The sequence below is a fragment of the Pseudomonas sp. PK-RTE-24 genome, assembly GCF_054052265.1.
Window position 1 is genome coordinate 2,221,661 of record NZ_CM133224.1, and the last position, 14,408, is coordinate 2,236,068.

At 62.7% G+C, this 14,408-nt stretch carries 16 protein-coding genes; 12 read left to right on the plus strand and 4 right to left on the minus strand.

Going from position 1 to position 14,408, the window contains the following annotated elements:
• Positions 1 to 65: 65 nt before the first annotated feature.
• From nrdR to ACV8MC_RS09975, 12 genes are all read left to right on the plus strand, one after another.
• Positions 66 to 530: a transcriptional regulator NrdR gene (gene nrdR, locus ACV8MC_RS09920; RefSeq protein WP_007910946.1), complete on the plus strand. Its 465-nt coding sequence runs from the start codon at positions 66 to 68 to the stop codon at positions 528 to 530.
• Positions 527 to 1,660 carry a bifunctional diaminohydroxyphosphoribosylaminopyrimidine deaminase/5-amino-6-(5-phosphoribosylamino)uracil reductase RibD gene (ribD, locus tag ACV8MC_RS09925; RefSeq protein WP_252878975.1) on the plus strand — a complete coding sequence of 378 codons (1,134 nt, stop codon included), beginning with the start codon at positions 527 to 529 and terminating at the stop codon, positions 1,658 to 1,660. The genes nrdR and ribD overlap by 4 nt, the downstream gene beginning before the upstream one ends.
• Positions 1,661 to 1,707: 47 nt before the next feature.
• Positions 1,708 to 2,370, plus strand: a complete 663-nt coding sequence (locus ACV8MC_RS09930) for a riboflavin synthase (RefSeq protein WP_016772981.1) — start codon at positions 1,708 to 1,710, stop codon at positions 2,368 to 2,370.
• 21 nt (positions 2,371 to 2,391) lie between these two features.
• Entirely contained in the window at positions 2,392 to 3,483 is a 1,092-nt protein-coding gene (gene ribBA / locus ACV8MC_RS09935; protein ID WP_039761895.1) for a bifunctional 3,4-dihydroxy-2-butanone-4-phosphate synthase/GTP cyclohydrolase II, read from the plus strand.
• A gap of 90 nt (positions 3,484 to 3,573) precedes the next feature.
• Complete coding sequence (gene ribH / locus ACV8MC_RS09940; protein WP_003228649.1) at positions 3,574 to 4,050, plus strand: 6,7-dimethyl-8-ribityllumazine synthase; 477 nt, start codon at positions 3,574 to 3,576, stop codon at positions 4,048 to 4,050.
• Complete coding sequence (gene nusB, locus ACV8MC_RS09945; RefSeq protein ID WP_024014489.1) at positions 4,047 to 4,547, plus strand: transcription antitermination factor NusB; 501 nt, start codon at positions 4,047 to 4,049, stop codon at positions 4,545 to 4,547. Before ribH ends, nusB begins: the two co-directional genes overlap by 4 nt.
• A gap of 27 nt (positions 4,548 to 4,574) precedes the next feature.
• Positions 4,575 to 5,540 (plus strand): thiamine-phosphate kinase, encoded by a 966-nt coding sequence (gene thiL, locus ACV8MC_RS09950; RefSeq protein ID WP_310220005.1) that lies wholly within the window; start codon positions 4,575 to 4,577, stop codon positions 5,538 to 5,540.
• The gene (locus ACV8MC_RS09955; RefSeq protein ID WP_039761886.1) at positions 5,537 to 6,040 is read left to right on the plus strand and encodes a phosphatidylglycerophosphatase A family protein; all 504 of its coding nucleotides are present in this window, start codon (positions 5,537 to 5,539) and stop codon (positions 6,038 to 6,040) included. Before thiL ends, ACV8MC_RS09955 begins: the two co-directional genes overlap by 4 nt.
• Positions 6,041 to 6,065: 25 nt before the next feature.
• A complete protein-coding gene (locus tag ACV8MC_RS09960) occupies positions 6,066 to 6,803 on the plus strand; it encodes a substrate-binding periplasmic protein (protein ID WP_457265139.1) in 738 nt (245 codons plus the stop codon).
• A 234-nt stretch (positions 6,804 to 7,037) separates the two neighbouring features.
• Complete coding sequence (ribA, locus tag ACV8MC_RS09965) at positions 7,038 to 7,655, plus strand: GTP cyclohydrolase II (protein ID WP_041477692.1); 618 nt, start codon at positions 7,038 to 7,040, stop codon at positions 7,653 to 7,655.
• Positions 7,652 to 8,071: an MFS transporter gene (locus tag ACV8MC_RS09970; protein ID WP_258603821.1), complete on the plus strand. Its 420-nt coding sequence runs from the start codon at positions 7,652 to 7,654 to the stop codon at positions 8,069 to 8,071. Before ribA ends, ACV8MC_RS09970 begins: the two co-directional genes overlap by 4 nt.
• Positions 8,071 to 8,871: a cobalamin-binding protein gene (locus tag ACV8MC_RS09975; protein ID WP_315435957.1), complete on the plus strand. Its 801-nt coding sequence runs from the start codon at positions 8,071 to 8,073 to the stop codon at positions 8,869 to 8,871. The genes ACV8MC_RS09970 and ACV8MC_RS09975 overlap by 1 nt, the downstream gene beginning before the upstream one ends.
• A 137-nt stretch (positions 8,872 to 9,008) precedes the next feature.
• Here the strand turns inward: ACV8MC_RS09975 and ACV8MC_RS09980 are convergent, their stop codons facing one another.
• The 4 genes from ACV8MC_RS09980 to ACV8MC_RS09995 form a co-directional block, all read right to left on the minus strand.
• Complete coding sequence (locus ACV8MC_RS09980; protein ID WP_457265142.1) at positions 9,009 to 10,892, minus strand: TonB-dependent receptor domain-containing protein; 1,884 nt, start codon at positions 10,890 to 10,892, stop codon at positions 9,009 to 9,011.
• Between the two features lie 140 nt (positions 10,893 to 11,032).
• Positions 11,033 to 12,931, minus strand: a complete 1,899-nt coding sequence (gene dxs / locus ACV8MC_RS09985) for a 1-deoxy-D-xylulose-5-phosphate synthase (protein WP_457265144.1) — start codon at positions 12,929 to 12,931, stop codon at positions 11,033 to 11,035.
• A gap of 91 nt (positions 12,932 to 13,022) precedes the next feature.
• Complete coding sequence (ispA, locus tag ACV8MC_RS09990) at positions 13,023 to 13,910, minus strand: (2E,6E)-farnesyl diphosphate synthase (protein ID WP_457265146.1); 888 nt, start codon at positions 13,908 to 13,910, stop codon at positions 13,023 to 13,025.
• Positions 13,907 to 14,149: an exodeoxyribonuclease VII small subunit gene (locus ACV8MC_RS09995; protein ID WP_016772991.1), complete on the minus strand. Its 243-nt coding sequence runs from the start codon at positions 14,147 to 14,149 to the stop codon at positions 13,907 to 13,909. The genes ispA and ACV8MC_RS09995 overlap by 4 nt, the downstream gene beginning before the upstream one ends.
• Between the last annotated feature and the right edge of the window lie 259 nt (positions 14,150 to 14,408).

Here is a 14,408-nt window from a genome sequence, read left to right on the forward strand (position 1 = left end):
CCTATGGCTTGTCTTGCCACGGGGATGCGCTACCATGGCCCTCCCATTTTTTGTTGCCAGCCACCATGCACTGTCCCTTCTGCGGTGCCAACGACACCAAGGTCATCGACTCGCGTCTGGTCGCCGAGGGCGAACAGGTGCGCCGCCGGCGTGAATGCCTGGCCTGCGGCGAACGTTTCACGACGTTCGAGACGGCCGAACTGGTGTTGCCGCGCCTGATCAAAACCGACGGCAGCCGCCAACCGTTCGACGAAGAAAAACTCCGCGCCGGCATGCAGCGCGCGCTGGAGAAACGTCCGGTCAGTGTCGAGCGCCTCGAATCCTCTCTGGTCCACATCAAGCACAAGCTGCGCGCCACCGGCGAGCGCGAGGTCAAGTCCCTCGTGGTCGGCGAGCTGGTGATGGCCGAGCTGCAAAAGCTTGATGAAGTCGCCTACATCCGCTTCGCTTCGGTGTACAAGCGCTTCCAGGACCTCAATGAATTCCGCGAAGAGATCGACCGCCTCGCCCGCGAACCGGTGAAAGAATGACCACCGCCGCCGAGCAGGCGATCCTCGACGCCCATTTCATGGCCCGCGCGCTGGAACTGGCGCGCAAGGGCCACTACACCACCCACCCCAATCCGCGGGTCGGTTGCGTGGTGGTGCGTGACGGGCAGATTGTCGGCGAAGGCTGGCATGAGCGCGCCGGCGAACCCCATGCCGAAGTCCATGCCCTGCGCGCCGCCGGCGAGCAGGCCCGGGGCGCGACGGCGTATGTGACCCTCGAACCTTGCAGCCATCACGGACGCACGCCGCCGTGCGCCGACGCCTTGGTGACCGCTGGCGTTGCCCGGGTCGTGGCGGCGATGCGTGATCCCAATCCACAAGTTGCCGGGCGCGGTTTGCAGCGCCTGGCCGAGGCCGGTATCGCCACGGAAAGTGGGGTGCTGGAAGCGGAAGCACGCAAGCTCAATCAAGGTTTTCTGAAACGCATGGAGTTCGGCTTGCCATTCGTGCGGGTCAAGTTGGCCATGAGCCTCGACGGGCGCACGGCGATGGAAAGCGGCGAGAGCCAATGGATCACCGGCCCGGCGGCGCGTTCGGCGGTGCAGCGTTTGCGCGCTGAGGCGGCGGTGGTGCTGACCGGCGCCGATACGGTGCTGGCCGACGGCGCTCGGTTGACCGTGCGCGCGGACGAACTCGGTCTCGACAGCGAGCAAACCGCGCTGGCCATGAGTCGCCCACCATTGCGCGTATTGATCGATGGCCGCCTGCGAGTGCCGCTGGATGCGCCGTTCTTCAAGGCCGGGCCGGCGCTGGTGGCCACCTGTGTCGCGGTCGAGGAGCAATACGCCAATGGCCCGGAATGCCTGATCGTGCCGGGTGCCGACGGCCAGGTCGATCTGCATCAATTGCTCATCGAACTGGCCAATCGAGGCACCAACGAGGTGCTGGTCGAGGCCGGGCCGCGTCTGGCCGGTGCCTTTGCGCAATTGGGGTTGGTCGACGAATTCGTGATCTTCATTGCCGGCAAATTCCTCGGCTCCACGGCGCGTCCGCTGCTCGACTGGCCGCTGGCGCAGATGAAAGACGCGCCGGAGCTGAAAATCACTGAAATCCGCGCGGTGGGCGATGACTGGCGAGTCACTGCGATCCCTGTCCCTTCAGCCCGCGTATAATTCCCGGCCATTGCGTTAGCGCTGGCCTCGTTCTCAAGGAGAACCCCATGTTCACCGGCATCATCGAATCCATCGGCAGTATCCGCGCACTGACCCCAAAGGGCGGTGATGTGCGGGTGCACGTCGCAACCGGCAAGCTCGATCTGAGCGACGTCAAACTCGGCGACAGCATCGCGGTCAACGGCGTTTGCCTGACCGCCGTCGAGTTGCCGGGCGACGGCTTTGCCGCCGACGTCAGCCGCGAAACCCTTGATTGCACCGCCATGAATGACCTGAAAAGCGGCAGCCCGGTCAATCTGGAAAAAGCCCTGACCCCGACCACTCGCCTTGGCGGGCATCTGGTCAGCGGTCACGTCGATGGTGTCGGCGAAGTGGTCTCGCGCAGCGACAACGCCCGCGCCGTGGAATTTCGCATCCGCGCGCCGAAAGAACTGGCCAAGTACATCGCCCATAAAGGCTCGATCACCGTCGACGGCACCAGCCTGACCGTGAACGAAGTCGATGGCGCCGAATTCATGCTGACGATCATTCCGCACACCCTCAGCGAAACCATCATGGCTTCTTACAAGCCGGGCCGCCGGGTGAATCTGGAAGTCGACCTGCTGGCGCGTTATCTGGAGCGTCTGCTGCTGGGTGACAAGGCTGCGGAAAAGACCGCCGGCAGCACCATCACCGAAAGCTTTCTGGCCCAAAACGGCTACCTCAAATAATTCAAAAGAAGGGGGTGCCTTGTGGCGCTCAATAGCATCGAAGAACTGGTTGAAGACATCCGCCAAGGCAAGATGGTCATCCTCATGGATGACGAAGACCGCGAGAACGAAGGCGACCTGATCATGGCCGCCGAATGCTGCCAGGCCGAACACATCAACTTCATGGCCAAGCACGCCCGTGGCCTGATCTGCATGCCGATGAGCCGCGAGCGCTGCGAACTGTTGAAGCTGCCGCTGATGGCGCCGCGCAACGGTTCCGGTTTCGGCACCAAGTTCACCGTCTCGATCGAAGCCGCCGAAGGCGTGACCACCGGCATCTCCGCCGCCGATCGCGCGCGCACCGTGCAAGCGGCAGCCGCCAAAGACGCCAAGGCTGAAGACATCGTCAGCCCGGGTCACATTTTCCCGCTGATGGCCCAGGCCGGCGGCACCCTCGCTCGCGCCGGCCACACCGAAGCCGCTTGCGACCTGGCGCGCATGGCCGGTTTCGAGCCGAGCGGGGTGATCTGCGAAGTGATGAACGACGACGGCACCATGTCCCGTCGCGCTGAACTCGAAGCATTCGCCGCCGAACACAACATCAAGATCGGCACCATCGCCGACCTGATTCACTACCGGATGATCCACGAACGTACCGTTCAGCGGATTGCCGAGCAGCCGCTGGACAGCGAACTGGGCCAATTCAACCTGGTGACCTATCGTGATTCAGTGGAAGGCGACGTGCACATGGCCCTGACGCTGGGCACTGTCTGCGCTGAGGAGCCGACGCTGGTTCGCGTGCACAACATGGATCCGCTGCGCGATCTGCTGATGGTCAAGCAACCGGGCCGCTGGAGCCTGCGCGCCGCCATGGCTGCGGTCGCCGAGGCCGGCAGCGGTGTGGTGCTGCTGCTCGGTCACCCGCTTGATGGTGACGTGCTGCTGGCGCATATCCGTGAAACCGGTGAGCAGGCAGCGCCGAAAAAACCGACCACTTACAGCATTGTCGGTGCCGGTTCGCAGATCCTGCGTGACCTCGGCGTGCGCAAAATGCGCTTGATGTCGGCACCAATGAAGTTCAACGCGATATCCGGTTTCGATCTGGAAGTTGTAGAATACGTGCCCTCCGAATAATGACCGGCTGTTTCCGGACTCCGATTCGCGGCAAATAATCACTGAGGGGCGCGTAGCAGACGCGTCCCGGCTCTTTAAGAGAACTGACGAATGACCCTGAAGACCATCGAAGGTACCTTCATCGCCCCCAAAGGCCGCTACGCTCTGGTAGTGGGCCGCTTCAACAGCTTCGTGGTTGAAAGCCTGGTCAGCGGTGCCGTTGATGCCCTGGTTCGCCACGGCGTGAGCGAAAGCGACATCACCATCATCCGCGCGCCGGGCGCCTTCGAAATCCCGCTGGTTGCGCAGAAAGTCGCCCAGAAAGGCGAGTTCGCAGCGATCATCGCCCTTGGCGCGGTCATTCGTGGCGGTACTCCGCACTTCGAATACGTGGCTGGCGAGTGCACCAAAGGCCTGGCCCAGGTCTCCATGGAATTCGGCGTACCGGTTGCGTTCGGTGTGCTGACCGTTGATTCCATCGAACAAGCCATCGAACGTTCCGGCACCAAGGCCGGTAACAAAGGTGCCGAAGCTGCCCTGTCCGCTCTGGAAATGGTCAGCCTGCTGGCGCAGTTGGAGGCCAAGTGATTAGCGACGAAAGCGATCGTTTCAACCCGCGCGATCCGAAACCTGCGGATGCCGGCAAGCCGTCGAAAAGCGCCAAGCGTCGCGAAGCCCGTCAGCTCGCGACCCAGGCGCTGTACCAGTGGCACATGGCCCGGCAATCGCTGAACGAGATCGAAGCGCAGTTTCGCGTTGATAACGATTTCACCGATGTTGACGGTGCCTACTTCCGTGAAATCCTTCACGGGGTTCCGCAGTTCAAGACCGAAATCGACACCGCCCTGACGCCGTGCCTGGATCTGGCGATCGAAGAGCTGGACCCGGTTGAACTGGCGGTTCTGCGCCTGTCGACCTGGGAACTGCTCAAGCGCGTCGACGTGCCGTACCGCGTTGTGATCAACGAAGGTATCGAACTGGCCAAGGTGTTCGGTTCGACCGACGGCCACAAGTTCGTTAACGGTGTGCTCGACAAGCTGGCCCCGCGCCTGCGTGAAGCTGAAGTGAAGGCGTTCAAGCGCTGATCGGCGCTTGAATACTTTTTCTCGGCCATGGGCGAGTTTGAGCTGATCCGCAATTTCTTCGCCGCCGCGCCTTGTGCGCAGGGCGGCGAGGGCGTTGCTTTGGGGATCGGCGACGACTGCGCCTTGCTGGCAGTTCCCGTTGGGGAACAGCTGGCGGTTTCCACCGATACGCTGGTGGCCGGTGTGCATTTCGCCGACCCCTGCGATCCGTTTCTGCTCGGTCAGCGCTCGCTGGCCGTCGCGGTCAGTGACCTGGCCGCCATGGGCGCTGCCCCCGTTGCCTTTACCCTTGCCCTGACTCTACCGACGGTGACTGCCGATTGGCTGCAAGCCTATGCCCGGGGTTTGAATCGCATGGCGCAAAGCTGCGGCGTCGCCTTGGTCGGCGGCGATACCACGCGCGGGCCGTTGAGCCTGACGGTCACCGTGTTCGGCCGCGTACCCGCAGGCGAGGCCTTGACCCGCAGCGGTGCGCAGGCCGGTGATCTGCTCTGCGTCGGCGGCGAACTGGGCAATGCGGCCGGCGCCTTGCCGCTGGTATTGGCTCAACGTGATGCCGAAGCGCATATCGCCCAGCCGCTGCTCGATCATTACTGGTCGCCACAGCCGCAACTGGCGCTCGGTCAGGCCCTGCGCGGCAAGGCCACGGCGGCACTGGACATCTCCGACGGCCTGCTCGCCGATTGCGGGCATATCGCGCTGGCGTCGAAGGTGCGACTTGAGATTGAACGCGAGCGTGTACCGTTGTCGGATGCTTTAGTCGCGTTTCTCGGCCAGCGCGGTGCCGAGCGCGCGGCATTGAGCGGTGGTGATGATTACGTACTGGCCTTCACCTTGCCGTCCGCCGAGTTGCCGGCACTGCTGGCCGACGGCTGGCCGATCCATGTGATCGGGCGAGTGCTGCCGGGCCAGGGCGTGGTGCTGCTGGACCGCGACCGACACGACATCACTCCGCAGATTCGCGGCTACCAACATTTTCAGGAGACACCGTGACAGATCACCCGAAACAGGTTCCTGCCGAATTCGTGCCTCCTTCGGTCTGGCGCAATCCGTGGCATTTCCTCGCGTTCGGCTTCGGCTCCGGCACCTTGCCAAAAGCGCCGGGCACGTGGGGCTCGCTGGTGGCGCTGCCGTTCATTCCGCTGTGGCAGATGCTGCCCGACTGGGGCTACTGGCTGATGCTTGGCATCACCATGCTGTTCGGCTTCTGGCTGTGCGGCAAAGTCGCTGACGATTTGCGCGTTCACGACCACGAAGGCATCGTCTGGGACGAAATGGTCGGCATGTGGATCACCCTGTGGCTGGTGCCGGAAGGCTGGTACTGGTTGCTCGCGGGTTTTCTGGTGTTCCGCTTCTTCGATATTCTCAAGCCGTGGCCGATCCGCTGGATCGACAAGCATGTGCATGGCGGCGTCGGCATCATGCTCGACGACGTGCTGGCCGGTGTGTTCGCCTGGCTGGCGATGCAAGGGCTGGTATGGGTATTCGCCTGATTCGACTCACGTGAGGAACCACGCAATGCTGCGACGCGGGTTGGCGCTGCTGCTTCTGGCTCTGCTGGGCACGTTCGCCCATGCGCAGGCCGCCGCGCCTGTGCCTGGGGTAATCCATCTGGCCAGCGAAGACTGGGAGGATTACACCGCCGCCGATGGCCATGGTCTGGCCTGGGACGTGTTGCGCAAAGTGTTCGAGCCGGCCGGGGTCAAGCTGGATATTCGCACGGTGCCGTACACCCGTTCGATCGGGCTGGTGCAGTTGAAGGAAGTCGACGCGCTGGTCGGCTCCTACCGCGACGAAGCCACGCAGGTGCTGTACCCGCAGTGGAAGTTCGATTCCGATCACATCTACGCGCTGGGCCTGGCCAGCAGCCCGCCGCCGACCCTGGCGACCCTGGGCAGATACCGTTTGGCCTGGGTGCGCGGCTACCGTTACGAAAACTACTTGCCGAACATCCAGCGCTTCAACCAGATCGAAAGGCGCACCGGCATTCTGCTGATGCTCAAGCAGGGCCGGGCGGATTACTACATCGATGCGCTGACCGAGATTGAAGCGGTCGTGCGCGATGCCGCAGATCCCGCGCAGTTTCGCTATTCGCATCTGGCTGAGTTGCCGCTGTTTCTCGGTTTCGCTGATACCCCGCAGGCTCGCGCGTTAATGGCGCTGTATGACCGGCGCATGGCGGAACTGGTCAAGAGCGGGGAGTTGAAGCCGATCTTTGAGAGGTGGCAGCAGCCGTATCCGTTTGATCCAAAATGATCACAATGTCCTGTGGGAGCGAGCCTGCTCGCGAAGGCATTGGTTCAGCCGCATTTGAATCGACTGACACGCCGCCTTCGCGAGCAGGCTCGCTCCCACAGAGGACCAGCGCATGGCAGCTGTCATCAAACTTTTTGATGTTTATGCCCGATAATTCAGCCTAAGCGTCTACAGGAACCTGCTGTTACAATGCCGGCCTGCGAATTTTCAGTCTTCTAGATCAGGAGCACATCGGTGCCTGTCGTCTTCGTCGCCGCTTCCAAGCTGCCAACGCCTTTTGCGCAATTCACCATGCACGGCTTTCTCGATGAGAGCACCGGGCGTGAGCACGTCGTGCTGAGCCTCGGTGAAATTGCCGATGGCGCCCCGGTACTCGGTCGCCTGCATTCCGAATGCCTGACCGGCGATGCCTTGTTCAGCCAGCGTTGTGACTGCGGCTCGCAACTGGAAGCCGCGTTGCAGGCGATCGCCCGCGAAGGCCGGGGCGTGCTGCTGTATCTGCGTCAGGAAGGGCGCGGCATCGGGCTGCTGAACAAGATCCGCGCTTACGAGTTGCAGGACGGCGGCGCCGATACCGTGGAAGCCAACGAGCGTCTGGGCTTTGCCGCCGATCAGCGCGACTACGCCATGTGCCTGCCGATGCTTGAGCATCTGGGCGTGAAATCCCTGCGCCTGATGACCAACAACCCGCGCAAGGTCAAAGCGCTGACCGACATGGGCATCGTCGTCGCCGAGCGCGTGCCGCTGCACACCGGGCACAATCCGCACAACAAACTCTACCTGGCGACCAAGGCCAGCAAGCTCGACCACATGATGGGCAACGAGCATCAGGGCGAGGCCGACCGCGCGTGACCCGCGGCCAGGTGCGGCGGCGGTTGTCGGTGGCATGGTGGCAATACCTGGCGCTGGCCCTGTTGCCGCTGTTTGTGCTTAACGCGCTGTTCGGTGAAGGCCAGGGCCTGCTGCCGGTGCTGGCGATGCCCTTGTTCATCGCCGGCGTCGCCTCGATGTTTGTCAGCCTCAAGTATTTCGCCCGCTACAAACACGCGTTGATCGCCACGCAAAAAGCCCTCGATACCGCCGAAGAACCCGCCGCCTGGATTGCCCTTGCGGCGCGTCGGCGTGCGGCGTTGCTGGTGGCGTCTTTGCCGGCCTGGATCGGCGCACTGGCGGTATTCGTCGGCCTCGAAGCCGTGCCGTTGATGTTGCTGGCGCTGTCCACCGCCGTGCTGTTCTATCTCTATCGTATTCCGCGTCAACTCGGCTGATGCATCGCCTGTGGCTGGCGGTTCTGCTGCTCGCCCTGAGCAGCCCGGCGCTGGCCGCACTGCGTGTGGTCAGCCTCGCCCCCTCGCTGTCTGAAATCGTCGTTGAACTGGACTCTGCCGATCTGTTGGTCGGCGTGCTGGATGCGGGCGAGCGGCCGGCAGCCATTGCCGATGTTCCATCAGTGGGCCGCTACGGCCAGCTCGATATGGAGCGCTTGCTAAGCCTGAAACCGGATTTGCTGCTGCTCTGGCCCGGCAGCGTCGGCGCCGGGCAGCGTGATCAGCTCAAGCGCCTGAACATTCCAACCTTCGTCGCCGAGCCGCATACGTTGACGCAACTGGCGACGCAAATTGAAGCGATCAGCAAACAGCTCGGGCGTCCAGAACGTGGGGCGAAACGAGCGGCCGAATTGCGCGAGCAACTGAATGATCTGCGCCAGCGTTATAGCCGTGACGAACCGCTGCGGGTTTTCTATCAAGTCTGGGACAAACCGCTATACACCGTCGGTGGCGGGCAGATCATCAGCGATGCGCTTGAAGTGTGCGGTGCGCGCAATGTGTTTGCCGAGCTGAATCTGCCGGCACCGCAGGTGAGTATCGAGGCGGTATTGCAGCGTGATCCCGAAGTGATTGTCGCCGGTGACCAGGCGCAGCTAGGCGCGTGGAAGGCCTGGCCGCAGGTGGCAGCAGTCAGGCAGGGGAGACTGCTATTGGTCAGTGACAAAGGTCTGGAACGGCCCAGTGGTCAGATGATCAGTGCGACCGCCAAACTCTGCCAATTGATCGCGCCGGATCGGTAGACCGCATCGCCTGTATTCGCGAGCAGGCTCGCTCCCACACTGGATTTGCGGTGAAAACAAACTGTGTGGCCGCACTCAGTCTACTGTGGGAGCGAGCCTGCTCGCGAAGAGGCCAGCCAGCCAATACAAATCTCAGCTCAGAGTTCAGGAGTCCAGGTGACCCCAAACATCCACGCCCGACCTTCCTCGCGATAGCCATACTGCGCGCCGTCATAGCTGTAGTTCGCCCGGCTGTAGCCCTTGTCCAGCAAGTTATCTACCTTCAGATCCAGCTTGATCTCACGGTTCAGCGCCCAACTGCTGCGCAGCCCGAGCGTGCCGTAGCCGCCCAGCGACTGGGTGTTGTTCAAGTCGTCGTAACTGCCACTGACCAATTGCCAGCTGGCGCCCACACCCAAGCGATCGAACTGCCGATCCAGATCCCAACTGGCCGTGCGCCGCGCCCGTCGCGCCAGGGTATGCCCGGTATCGCGATCTCGCGGGTCAATGATCGCCACGCCGAGATTGCTCTGCCAGCCAAACAGCTCCTGCTTCAGCGCTGCTTCAAAACCGTTGATGCGCGCTGACGCAACGTTCTGCGGGCGTGAGTTGCTACCGAAGATGATCGCGTCTTGCAGATCGGTGCGGTAAATCGAGGCCTCCAGCCGCGCGCTGTCGCTCAATTGGCTGCGCCATTGCAGTTCGTAGCTTTTTGAGGTTTCCGGTTTCAGGTCGGGATTGCTGAAATCCGGGTAGTACAGGTCGTTGAAGGTCGGCGCGCGGAAACCTTCGCTGTAGCTCAGCAGCACGTCGTTATCCGGATTGAGCGGCAGGGTGAAAGTACCGCTCCAAGTGTTCTGGCTGCCGAACTGCTGGTTGTCGTCGTGGCGCACGCCGATCTCGGTGGAGAAGCTGTCGGCCTGATAGCGATGCTGGATGAACGCTGCGCGATTCCAGCGGCTGTCCTCGTCGAACGCAGTGCTGCTGTTGATCCGGTCTTCGTACCAGTCACCACCGAGCATCAGGCTGTTGCGCGGGTCGAGCGTCAGGTCGTTCTGCCAGTTCACTGAGTCGCGATAGGTGTTGAACACCGTGCGCTCGTCACTGAGCTTGTCGAAAGTCTTCTCGCGGTTTTCGCTGTGGCCGAATTCGACGCGGGTTTTCCAGGTTTCGTTGACCCGCGCATCGACGTAACTGCTCACGCTACTGATATTGAAGTCGCTGTACGGCTGCTGTTGCACCGACTCAAACGTGTCCATGTCGAAGCGGCCGAACGGATTGTCGAATTCGCTCCTGCCACGGTTATCCAGCAGATTGGCGCCGACTTCGATGTCCTCGTTCAGCGCGTGGCTGAGGCTCAGACTCAGGGATTTGTTGCGGTAGGCGTCATGGTCGCTGTCGCTTGGATACGACTCGTGGGTACGGTCGAGCCCGGCCGTTTCGTCGAGGCTGGCGCCGAGGTTGAAACGGGTTTTGTCGTCACCGCCGGACAAGCCGAGGCTGCGTTCCCAGGTCTGCTGACTGCCAAAGCCCAGATGCAGGCGTGGCTGCAAGCCTTGCTCGGTGCCGCGCCGGGTGAAGATCTGGATCACCCCGCCAATCGCGTCGCTGCCGTAAATCACCGAGCGTGAACCACGCAGCACTTCGACGCGCTCGATCTGCTCGATGTTCAGATGTTGCAGATTGCTGTCGCCGGAAGTCGAATTGCCGATGCGCTGGCCATCGACCAGCACCAGGCTCTGCGCCGATTGCGTGCCGCGAATGTAGATCCCCGGCAGACTGCCGCGCCCGCCAGTCTGCGCCACTTGCACGCCGGGCACCCGACGCAGCAGATCGGGCACGTCGCTTGGTTGCAGGCGATCAATGTCTTCGCGGGTGAACACGGTGTTGGCGGCGCTGCTGTCGTTGCGCGCCTCGACCTGACGATTGGCGCTGATCAGCGTGTCCGGCAGCTTCAGCGCCTGATCGCGCTCGAATGTATCGGCAAGGGCGCTGGCGGTTGGCAGCAGGAGGAGGGGCAGGGCGAGGCGCGAGAGGTTCATGGACAGTCCAACGGGAGTTTCAGGTGTACACAAATCAAATGTGGGAGCGAGCCTGCTCGCGAAGGCGGTGTATCAGTCAGTTCGTCTGTGACTGACAGTCCGCTTTCGCGAGCAGGCTCGCTCCCACAAGGGTATTGCGTTTATTGGGCGAGCAATGCCAGGCGCTGGCGAATCGACGCTTCGATCCCGGCCTCATCCAGCCCGCACTCGGCAAGCATCTGCGCCGGTTTCGCATGCTCGACGTAAATGTCCGGCAAGCCCAGATGCAGCATCGACTTGAGGATGTTCTCGCGGGCGAGGAATTCGCTGACCGCGCCACCGGCGCCGCCCATGATTGCGTTCTCTTCGATAGTCACCAGCAACTCGTGGTTGCCGGCGATCTCGCGCACCAGCGCTTCATCCAGCGGTTTGACGAAACGCATGTCGACCACGGTGGCGTCGAGCTTCTCGGCGACTTTCAAGGCTTCGCTCAGTTGCACGCCGAACACCAGCATGGCGACCTTGCTGCCCTGACGACGGACGATGCCCTTGCCGATTTCGATCGCTTCGAGATCTTTTTCAATGACTGCATTCGGCCCGCTGCCACGCGGGTAACGCACTGCCGCCGGGCCGTTGTAGAGGTGGCCGGTGGTGAGCATTTTGCGCAATTCGTTTTCATCGCTCGGGGTCATGATGAGCATGCCCGGGATGCAGCGCAGGTACGACAGGTCGTAGCTGCCAGCGTGGGTCGGGCCGTCTTCGCCGACTAGGCCGGCACGGTCGATGGCGAACAGCACGTCAAGGTTCTGCACGGCGACGTCGTGTACCAGTTGGTCGTAACCGCGTTGCAGGAATGTCGAATAGATCGCCACCACCGGTTTCGCGCCTTCGCAGGCCATGCCGGCGGCGAACGTTACCGCGTGCTGCTCGGCAATCGCCACGTCGAAATAACGCTCCGGGAAACGCTCGCTGAACGCCACCAGATCCGAGCCTTCCTTCATCGCCGGGGTGATCCCGACCAGGCGCGCGTCAGCCGCCGCCATGTCGCACAGCCACTCGCCGAACACCGCCGAATACTTTGGCCCGCTGGCGGCTTTCGGCGCAGCGGCCGGGGCGTCCAGAGGTTCGAGTTTGGTGATGGCGTGGTAGCCGATCGGGTCGACTTCCGCCGGGGCGAAGCCTTTGCCTTTTTTGGTGACGATGTGCAGGAACTGCGGGCCTTTGAGATCGCGCATGTTGCGCAGGGTGGCGATCAAGGTTGGCAGATCGTGGCCGTCGATCGGGCCGATGTAGTTCCAGCCCAGCTCTTCGAACAGGGTGCCGGGGACCAGCATGCCTTTGGCATATTCTTCGGTACGACGGGCGATTTCCCAGGCGCCGGGCAGGCGCGAAAGGACTTTCTTGCTGCCCTCGCGCATGCTTGCGTAGGTGCGGCTGGAAAGGATCTTCGCCAGATAATTCGACAGCCCGCCGACGTTGCGCGAGATCGACATATCGTTGTCGTTGAGAATCACCAGCATGTTGGCGTTGACTTCCGGCGCATGGTTGAGCGCCTCGAAGGCCATGCCGGCGGTCAGCGCGCCGTCACCGATCACGGCGATGGCCTTGCGATCGCTGTCCTGCAGGCGGGCGGCAATGGCCATGCCCAGCGCGGCGCTGATCGAAGTGCTGGAGTGGCCGACGCCAAAGGTGTCGTACTCGCTCTCGGAGCGGCGCGGGAATGCGGCAATGCCGTCCTTCTGACGCAGGCTGGCCATGCGCTCGCGGCGACCGGTGAGGATCTTGTGCGGATACGCCTGATGCCCGACGTCCCACAGCAGACGGTCGTCCGGGGTGTCGAAGACGTAATGCAGCGCGATGGTCAGCTCGATCACGCCCAGGCCGGCACCGAAATGCCCACCGGTCTGGCCGACCGTGTAGAGCAATTCCAGGCGCAACTCATCGGCCAGGGTTTCCAGCTCGGCTTCGCCTAACCGGCGCAGGCCGTCCGGCGTGTTCGCGCGGTCGAGCAGGGGCGTGGTCGGGCGCTTGCGGGGAATCTCATGAAACGTCGTGGGCATCAGGCGAATCGTTATAGGTATAAAAGATGCGGCAGTTTACCTGATGCATCGGCCCCTGCCCACGCGTTGGTCTTTTTTGGCCGATACGCCGTCAGTTGCGCCGCTCGACGATATACCGCGCCAGCTCGCGCAGCGGCTCGGCGGCCGCGTCAAACGGTCGCAGCGCCTGCAAGGCCTGATCGCGCAGTTCCAGAGCGTAGGCCTTGGCAGCGTCGAGGCCGAGCAGGGCCGGGTAGGTCGGTTTGTCCCGGGCGATATCGGCGCCCTGGCGTTTGCCGAGGGTCGCGGTATCGCTTTCCACGTCGAGGATGTCGTCCTGCACCTGAAAGGCCAAGCCGATGGCCTGTGCATAAGTCTGCAATGCCTGCAGCTGATCAGGCTGGGCGCGGCCGCTGGCCAGGGCACCAAGCTTGACGCTGACTTCAATCAGCGCGCCGGTCTTGTGTCGGTGCATCTGTTCCAGGGCTGTTTGATCGAGCTTGAGACCGACCGAGCCGAGGTCGATGGCCTGACCACCGACCATGCCCTCCGGACCGGCTGCATGGGCCAGCGCTGTGACCATCTGCAGACGGATTTCGCTGCTGCAATCGCTCAGGCGCGGGTCGAGCAGGGCGCTGAAGGCCAGGCTCTGCAAGCCGTCACCGGCGAGGATCGCGCAGGCTTCGTCGAATTTCTTGTGGGTCGTGGGCTGGCCGCGACGCAGATCGTCATCGTCCATCGCCGGCAAATCGTCATGCACCAGCGAGTAGGCGTGGATCAGCTCGACCGCACAGGCCCCGCCGCTGGCCTGTTCAGCCTTTGCGCCGAGGGCTTCGCACGCCGCGTAAGCCAGCAACGGGCGCACGCGCTTGCCGCCGTTCATCACGCTGTAGCGCATAGCTTCGTAGAGCCGCGCCAGTTCCGGCAGCGGCGCGTTGAACAGCGTTTCCAGCGCCGCGTTGACCCGGGCCTGACTACTCGCCGAATACGCCGCGATCATTCTGGCTCATCCGCGTCGAAGGGTTCCTCGGCGAGTTCGCCATCACGCTCCAGCAGCACCTGCACTTTCTGCTCGGCCTGGGCCAGCGCCGCCTGGCAGTCACGGGTCAGACCGATGCCCTGCTCGAAAGCGGTCAGCGAGTCTTCCAGCGACAATTCACCGTTTTCCAGACGCTCAACCAGTGTTTGCAGGTCGGCGAGGGATTGTTCGAAATCCAGTGCAGCTTTTTTGCGGGCCATGGCGGCAATTTCCGGTAGACGTTAAACCGGCGCGACACTAGCAGATAGGGGGGGTATGGGCAAATGAGACGCCCCACCCAAAGCCGCGCACACGACCCCGTGGCGAGGGGATTTATCCCCGCTGGGTTGCGTAGCAACCCTAAAACCAGACAACCGATACTCTCAGGAAAATCGAAGTCGCCGGTTTTACGACTGCTGCGCAGCCGAGCTGGGATAAATCCCCTCGTCACAAAGTTAATGTGAAGTTTCGGGGCTGAGG